This is a genomic window from Escherichia albertii NBRC 107761 = DSM 17582, assembly GCF_000759775.1.
Classification (GTDB): domain Bacteria; phylum Pseudomonadota; class Gammaproteobacteria; order Enterobacterales; family Enterobacteriaceae; genus Escherichia; species Escherichia albertii.
Genome location: NZ_BBMY01000057.1, coordinates 20,664 through 27,532, shown reverse-complemented (window position 1 = coordinate 27,532; position 6,869 = coordinate 20,664). Strand labels below are relative to the sequence as shown.

Sequence of the window (6,869 nt, the reverse complement as noted above, 5' to 3'; positions counted from 1 at the left end):
CATCAATCATCCCCATAATCTTTGTCAGATTATCAATTTTAAAAAACTAACAGTTGTCAGCCTGTCCCGCTTATAAGATCATACGCCGTTATACGTTGTTTACGCTTTGAGGAATCCACGATGAGTGAGGCAGAAGCCCGCCCGACTAACTTTATTCGTCAGATCATCGATGAAGATCTGGCCAGTGGTAAGCACACCACAGTACATACCCGTTTCCCGCCGGAGCCGAATGGCTATCTGCATATTGGTCATGCGAAATCTATCTGCCTGAACTTTGGGATCGCCCAGGACTATAAAGGTCAGTGCAACCTGCGTTTCGACGACACTAACCCGGTAAAAGAAGATATCGAGTACGTTGAGTCGATCAAAAACGACGTTGAGTGGTTAGGTTTTCACTGGTCTGGTAACGTCCGTTACTCCTCTGATTATTTTGATCAACTCCACGCCTATGCGATCGAATTGATTAATAAAGGCCTGGCATATGTCGATGAGCTGACGCCAGAGCAGATTCGCGAATACCGTGGCACCCTGACGCAGCCGGGTAAAAACAGCCCGTACCGCGATCGTAGTGTTGAAGAGAACCTGGCGCTGTTCGAAAAAATGCGCACTGGTGGTTTTGAAGAAGGTAAAGCCTGCCTGCGCGCGAAAATCGACATGGCGTCGCCGTTTATCGTGATGCGCGATCCGGTGCTGTACCGCATTAAATTTGCTGAACACCACCAGACCGGCAGCAAGTGGTGCATCTACCCGATGTACGACTTCACCCACTGCATCAGCGATGCGCTGGAAGGTATTACGCACTCACTGTGTACGCTGGAGTTCCAGGACAACCGTCGTCTGTACGACTGGGTTCTGGACAACATCACCATTCCTGTTCATCCGCGCCAGTACGAATTTTCGCGTCTGAATCTGGAATACACAGTGATGTCCAAGCGTAAGCTGAACCAGTTGGTGACCGACAAGCACGTAGAAGGCTGGGATGACCCGCGTATGCCGACCATTTCCGGTCTGCGTCGTCGTGGTTACACTGCGGCTTCTATTCGTGAGTTCTGCAAACGCATCGGCGTGACCAAGCAGGACAACACCATTGAGATGGCGTCGCTGGAATCCTGCATCCGCGAAGATCTCAACGAAAACGCCCCGCGCGCAATGGCGGTTATCGATCCGGTGAAACTGGTTATCGAAAACTATCAGGGCGAAGGCGAAATGGTCACCATGCCGAACCATCCGAATAAACCGGAAATGGGTAGCCGTCAGGTGCCGTTTAGCGGTGAGATTTGGATCGATCGCGCAGATTTCCGCGAAGAAGCCAACAAGCAGTACAAGCGTCTGGTGCTGGGTAAAGAAGTGCGTCTGCGTAATGCTTACGTGATTAAAGCGGAACGCGTGGAGAAAGATGCCGAAGGCAATATCACCACCATCTTCTGTACCTACGATGCCGATACTTTAAGCAAAGATCCGGCAGATGGTCGTAAAGTGAAAGGCGTTATCCACTGGGTAAGCGCGGCACATGCGCTGCCAGTTGAAATTCGCCTGTACGACCGTCTGTTCAGTGTACCGAACCCAGGGGCTGCGGATGATTTCCTGTCGGTGATTAACCCGGAATCGCTGGTGATCAAACAGGGCTTTGCTGAACCGTCGCTGAAAGATGCGGTAGCGGGTAAAGCATTCCAGTTTGAGCGTGAAGGTTACTTCTGCCTCGACAGTCGCCATTCCACTACGGAGAAACCGGTATTTAACCGCACCGTGGGTCTGCGTGATACCTGGGCGAAAGTCGGCATGTAATTTGAAGTATTCATAGGCCGGATAGGGCGTTTACGCCGTATCCGGCATGAACAAAACGCACTTTATCAACAATCCAAAACGCCGCGTTCTGCGGCGTTTTCTCTATTTTTCCTCGCAAATTAATACCGTGTCGTTATTTATTCATAAATAAAATTAGCAACTAATGATATATACATGTTGAAAATGTTATTGCCTTAATTCAACGTAAATCCTCGTATTTCCCTCTATATACTTTTTTATAACGAACTTAAGCCTTGTAACAAAAAACATCAAAATATGTGCGGTTGCTCATGTTCTTACATTCCCGTTACAGAAAGAGATTGATAATTCGCGTCGCGAAAAATAGTCTGTCCCTGTAGTCGGCGAGACCTTTCTCAACGCTACTTTTTTAATTTTTATTTTTTTCGCTGTTCACCTTTGGTGCAGCAATTTATACGTCAAAGAGGATTAACCCATGCGTACGTTTAGTGGCAAACGTAGTACGCTGGCGCTGGCTATTGCCGGTGTTACAGCAATGTCGGGCTTTGTGGCAATGCCAGAGGCTCGCGCCGAAGGATTCTTCGAAGATTCAACCTTAACCGGCGGTATCTATTACTGGCAGCGTGAACGTGACCGTAAAGATGTTACCGACGGCGACAAATATAAAACCAACCTTTCTCACTCCACCTGGAACGCTAATCTCGATTTTCAGTCTGGCTATGCCGCTGATATGTTCGGTCTGGATATTGCCGCGTTTACAGCGATTGAAATGGCGGAAAACGGCGACAGCTCTCACCCGAACGAAATCGCGTTTTCAAAAAGTAATAAAGCCTATGACGAAGACTGGTCCGGCGATAAAAGCGGTATAAGTCTGTATAAAGCGGCGGCTAAATTTAAATACGGTCCGGTGTGGGCGAGGGCAGGTTACATTCAGCCAACTGGTCAAACGCTGTTAGCGCCTCACTGGAGTTTTATGCCAGGCACCTATCAGGGGGCGGAAGCTGGGGCTAATTTTGATTATGGCGATGCTGGTGCGTTGAGTTTCTCTTACATGTGGACCAACGAATATAAAGCGCCGTGGCATCTGGAAATGGATGAGTTTTATCAGAACGATAAAACCACCAAAGTCGACTATCTGCACTCTCTCGGCGCGAAGTACGACTTCAAAAATAATTTCGTACTGGAAGCGGCGTTTGGTCAGGCGGAAGGCTATATCGATCAGTATTTTGCTAAAGCCAGCTACAAATTTGATATCGCCGGTAGCCCGTTAACCACCAGCTACCAGTTCTACGGTACACGCGACAAAGTTGACGATCGCAGCGTCAACGATCTTTATGACGGTACAGCATGGTTGCAGGCGTTGACCTTTGGCTACCGGGCGGCTGATGTCGTCGATTTACGTCTGGAAGGCACCTGGGTTAAAGCCGACGGTCAGCAGGGATACTTCCTGCAACGTATGACCCCAACCTACGCTTCCTCTAACGGTCGCCTGGATATCTGGTGGGATAATCGCTCCGACTTTAACGCCAACGGTGAAAAAGCGGTCTTCTTCGGCGCAATGTATGACCTGAAAAACTGGAATCTTCCTGGCTTCGCCATCGGCGCTTCTTATGTTTACGCATGGGATGCTAAACCGGCGACCTGGCAGAGCAGCCCGGATGCGTACTACGACAAAAACCGGACTATTGAAGAGTCTGCCTACAGTCTGGATGCGGTCTACACCATTCAGGACGGTCGAGCCAAAGGCACGATGTTCAAACTGCACTTCACCGAATACGACAACCACTCCGACATCCCAAGTTGGGGTGGTGGTTACGGCAACATCTTCCAGGATGAGCGTGACGTGAAATTTATGGTGATCGCACCGTTCACTATCTTCTGATGCCAGACGCGGCAGGCATTTTGCCTGCCGCCCGTTTGAGGAGTTCGCTATGAAAAAATTAATTCTCATCGCCATAATGGCATCGGGGCTGGTGGCCTGCGCGCAGTCGACAGCACCAAAGGAAGATAGCCATCTGAAAGAAGCTTACAGCGCCTGTATCAATACCGCGCAAGGTTCGCCGGAAAAAATTGAAGCCTGTCAGAGCGTGTTAAACGTACTGAAGAAAGAGAAACAACATCAACAGTTTGCCGAACAAGAAAGTGTTCGCGTGCTGGATTATCAGCAGTGCATTCAGGCGACGCAAACCGGTAATGACCAGGCGGTGAAAGCCGATTGCGATAAGGTCTGGCAGGAAATTCGCAGTAATAACGCTACGCAGTAAAAACTGAAAAGCGAGGGCTGTCACTCTCGCTTTTTCTTGTTTCCCTTGTATCAAAAAGCCAACCCGCAGGTTGGCTTTTCTCGTTCGTTCAGGCTGGCTTATTTGCCTTCGTGCGCATGCTCATCTTCGCGGCAATCGCCTTCGGCGCAGTGACCGTAAAGATAGAGGCTGTGGTTAGTCAGGCGAATGCCATGTTTCGCGGCGATTTCACGTTGACGCGCTTCGATGGAATCATCACTAAATTCGATAACCTTGCCGCAGTCGAGGCAGATCAGGTGATCGTGGTGATGTTGCTGGGTCAGTTCAAATACGGATTTACCGCCTTCAAAATTATGGCGGGTGACGATACCTGCGTCGTCAAACTGGTTCAGTACGCGGTATACCGTAGCCAGACCAATTTCTTCACCCATATCGATCAGACGTTTGTACAAATCTTCCGCACTGACGTGATGGTTGTCCGGCTCCTGAAGAACTTCCAGGATTTTCAAGCGTGGAAGCGTTACTTTCAGGCCAGCTTTCTTTAGGGCGGTATTGTTATCAGTCATGCGGAATCTGTCCTGTTACTAAGCGGTTCACTTCATTAGAAGAAGTGACAGAATTTGCTCTTGAGATAATGCGTATCATTATAGAATTGCCACGCCTAAATGAAAACTACAAGTCCCTGGCAAATATTGTTAATAAAAACGTGGCACAGCTTACACTTATATCGGCAAGGCCACTTGAATACCGGGACATTGTACAGGTACAACGGCAAAAGTTACAAATTTGTAGCAATTATTTCGATTGGCATTACCTATTAATACGGCGTAGATATTGGTCTACGCCGCATCACATCAGGCATTGATAATTTCGTCGAGATGTAACTCTTCAGAAATTTGTTTTACCCATTTTTCTACGCGCTCGGCGGTCAGTTCCGGTTGACGGTCTTCGTCGATAGCCAGACCGACGAAGTGGTCATCATCTACCAGACCTTTCGATGCTTCGAAATGGTAGCCGGCAGTTGGCCAGTGACCGACGATAGTCGCGCCGCGCGGTTCGATGATGTCGCGGATGGTGCCTAACGCATCGCAGAAATATTCTGCGTAATCTTCCTGGTCGCCACAACCAAACAGCGCAACCAGTTTACCATTGAAATCAATCTCTTCGAGAGTTGGGAAAAAATCGTCCCAATCACATTGCGCTTCGCCGTAGTACCAGGTTGGAATGCCCAGCAGCAGAATGTCATACGCTTCCAGATCTTCTTTGCTGCTTTTTGCAATGTCATGGACATCGGCAACGTCTTTACCAAGCTGTTTTTGAATCATTTTTGCGATATTTTCGGTATTACCGGTGTCGCTGCCGAAAAAGATGCCAGTGATAGCCATGAGTGAAATAACCTCTTGAAACTTATTGAAATGGGGGTGGTAAATTGCCCACGGATAAAGGCAATCATAGCAGAACAGGCAGTCTTGCGGAATCAGCAAACTTGCAGGACTGCACACTGTGCTACACGAAAATGGAAATTTAAACGATGCCCTGGCTGCGCAGCGCTGCCAACTGCTGCATCAATATCTCTTCGATCAGTTCGCTACGACTCATATTACGCGATTCTGCCAGCTCGTTCAGCGCCTCGACAGCCTCCGTGTTCAGCTTCAGTTCGACACGCTTAAGACCACGCACTTTGTCGCGTTTTAGCTGGTTGCGCTTATTAATACGCAGCTGTTCATCGCGCGAAAGCGGATTGGTTTTCGGTCGTCCCGGTCGACGCTCGTGCGCGAACAGATCTAATGTCGTACGGTCCGTTTGTTCTTTGGCCATGATCTTGGTGACTTCGGGGGAAACAATCAGCCAGGCGCTTGCCCGGATGGATAGCGCGCCATAATACAACAGCGTGAGGAGTCTCGCCAACGCCCACGCGCGGAAAGCCGCGCGGGCGCTGGGTTTTTAATCAGTTATGCTAATCATTGAGATAGCGACGGATGGCGCGCAACACCGCATCCGGTTTTTCTGCGTGTACCCAGTGACCCGCGCCTGCAATCACATGCGCCCGTGCCTGTGGAAATTGTGCCAGTAAATCAGCTCGATACTGTTCGGTGACATACGGCGAGTTGCCGCCAGGGATAAACAGTGCAGGGTGGTCCCACGCCGGAATTTTCTCCCAGCCAACAATATGTGGATATTGATCCCACAGTACCGGCACATTAAAGCGCCATTCGCCATCAACGTAAGATTTCAGCAGAAACTGAATGACTCCTTCTTCATTCAGATGCTGGCGCATCACTGCCGCTGCCTGCTGGCGTGTTTGCGCGTCGGATTCACTGACCGCATTGATGGCCGCGAAAATCTCATCGTGACGGCGTACGTGATAGTTGACCGGCGCGATATCAATCGCCACCAGTTTATCGATGCGATCGGGAGCCAGTGCAGTGAGCGCCATTACCGCTTTACCGCCCATTGAGTGACCAATAAATGTCGCCTTATCGAGCTGCAGCGCATCCAGGGTATCAACAAGATCCTGGGCCATCGCCGGGTAATTCATCACCGGATCTCTCGGCGAAAGACCGTGGTTACGCATATCAACCTGGATGATATTGTGATCGTCTATCAGATCGCGAGCCAGTACGCCAAGATTGTCGAGGCTGCCAAACAGGCCATGGACGAGGACAATGGGAGAATTATTGTGCTGGTTTTGTGCAGTTTGCGCGCGGATATTCAATTTCATGGCAAAGTTCTTTTTTTCGCTCTGTCGGGTTAGGGTATTATGTTGACCATTGTGCCACAGGGCTGCAACAAATACGGGTTACTCCGATTTTTTCTGCATGCCAGGCTTGACGCTATCCGCTGCCGGGATTTATTCGTATA

General features: G+C 49.5%; 8 protein-coding genes. 3 read left to right on the top strand and 5 right to left on the bottom strand.

The genetic code is table 11. The features are described from left to right. Positions 1–120: 120 nt before the first annotated feature. The 3 genes from glnS (at position 121) to EA14781_RS11960 (ending at position 4,028) form a co-directional block, all read left to right on the top strand. On the top strand, positions 121–1,785 hold the full coding sequence (gene glnS, locus EA14781_RS11970) for a glutamine--tRNA ligase (protein ID WP_001287169.1): 1,665 nt from the start codon (positions 121–123) through the stop codon (positions 1,783–1,785). Positions 1,786–2,239: 454 nt separating this feature from the next. After that, a complete protein-coding gene (chiP, locus tag EA14781_RS11965; RefSeq protein WP_001258859.1) occupies positions 2,240–3,646 on the top strand; it encodes a chitoporin ChiP in 1,407 nt (468 codons plus the stop codon). A gap of 49 nt (positions 3,647–3,695) precedes the next feature. Then, positions 3,696–4,028, top strand: coding sequence for a ChiQ/YbfN family lipoprotein (locus EA14781_RS11960; RefSeq protein ID WP_000733570.1), 333 nt, complete (start codon positions 3,696–3,698; stop codon positions 4,026–4,028). Between the two features lie 98 nt (positions 4,029–4,126). Here the strand turns inward: EA14781_RS11960 and fur are convergent, their stop codons facing one another. The 5 genes from fur to ybfF all read right to left on the bottom strand — a co-directional run bounded on the left by fur (position 4,127) and on the right by ybfF (position 6,729). Continuing rightward, positions 4,127–4,573, bottom strand: a complete 447-nt coding sequence (fur, locus tag EA14781_RS11955) for a ferric iron uptake transcriptional regulator (RefSeq protein ID WP_000131702.1) — start codon at positions 4,571–4,573, stop codon at positions 4,127–4,129. Next, positions 4,566–4,652: a fur leader peptide gene (gene uof, locus EA14781_RS11950; RefSeq protein WP_001406816.1), complete on the bottom strand. Its 87-nt coding sequence runs from the start codon at positions 4,650–4,652 to the stop codon at positions 4,566–4,568. Before uof ends, fur begins: the two co-directional genes overlap by 8 nt. Positions 4,653–4,861: 209 nt before the next feature. Next, the gene (gene fldA / locus EA14781_RS11940) at positions 4,862–5,392 is read right to left on the bottom strand and encodes a flavodoxin FldA (RefSeq protein ID WP_002430210.1); all 531 of its coding nucleotides are present in this window, start codon (positions 5,390–5,392) and stop codon (positions 4,862–4,864) included. Between the two features lie 139 nt (positions 5,393–5,531). Further along, the gene (ybfE, locus tag EA14781_RS11935) at positions 5,532–5,825 is read right to left on the bottom strand and encodes a LexA regulated protein (protein ID WP_002430209.1); all 294 of its coding nucleotides are present in this window, start codon (positions 5,823–5,825) and stop codon (positions 5,532–5,534) included. A gap of 139 nt (positions 5,826–5,964) precedes the next feature. Further along, complete coding sequence (gene ybfF, locus EA14781_RS11930) at positions 5,965–6,729, bottom strand: esterase (protein ID WP_000773266.1); 765 nt, start codon at positions 6,727–6,729, stop codon at positions 5,965–5,967. Between the last annotated feature and the right edge of the window lie 140 nt (positions 6,730–6,869).

What these genes read in the sequence shown, in the direction of transcription:
- fldA (WP_002430210.1), bottom strand. Translation starts at nt 5,392, where the DNA reads ATGGCTATCACTGGCATCTTTTTCGGCAGCGACACCGGTAATACCGAA.
- fur (WP_000131702.1), bottom strand. Translation starts at nt 4,573, where the DNA reads ATGACTGATAACAATACCGCCCTAAAGAAAGCTGGCCTGAAAGTAACG.
- chiP (WP_001258859.1), top strand. Translation starts at nt 2,240, where the DNA reads ATGCGTACGTTTAGTGGCAAACGTAGTACGCTGGCGCTGGCTATTGCC.
- EA14781_RS11960 (WP_000733570.1), top strand. Translation starts at nt 3,696, where the DNA reads ATGAAAAAATTAATTCTCATCGCCATAATGGCATCGGGGCTGGTGGCC.
- glnS (WP_001287169.1), top strand. Translation starts at nt 121, where the DNA reads ATGAGTGAGGCAGAAGCCCGCCCGACTAACTTTATTCGTCAGATCATC.
- ybfF (WP_000773266.1), bottom strand. Translation starts at nt 6,729, where the DNA reads ATGAAATTGAATATCCGCGCGCAAACTGCACAAAACCAGCACAATAAT.
- ybfE (WP_002430209.1), bottom strand. Translation starts at nt 5,825, where the DNA reads ATGGCCAAAGAACAAACGGACCGTACGACATTAGATCTGTTCGCGCAC.
- uof (WP_001406816.1), bottom strand. Translation starts at nt 4,652, where the DNA reads ATGATACGCATTATCTCAAGAGCAAATTCTGTCACTTCTTCTAATGAA.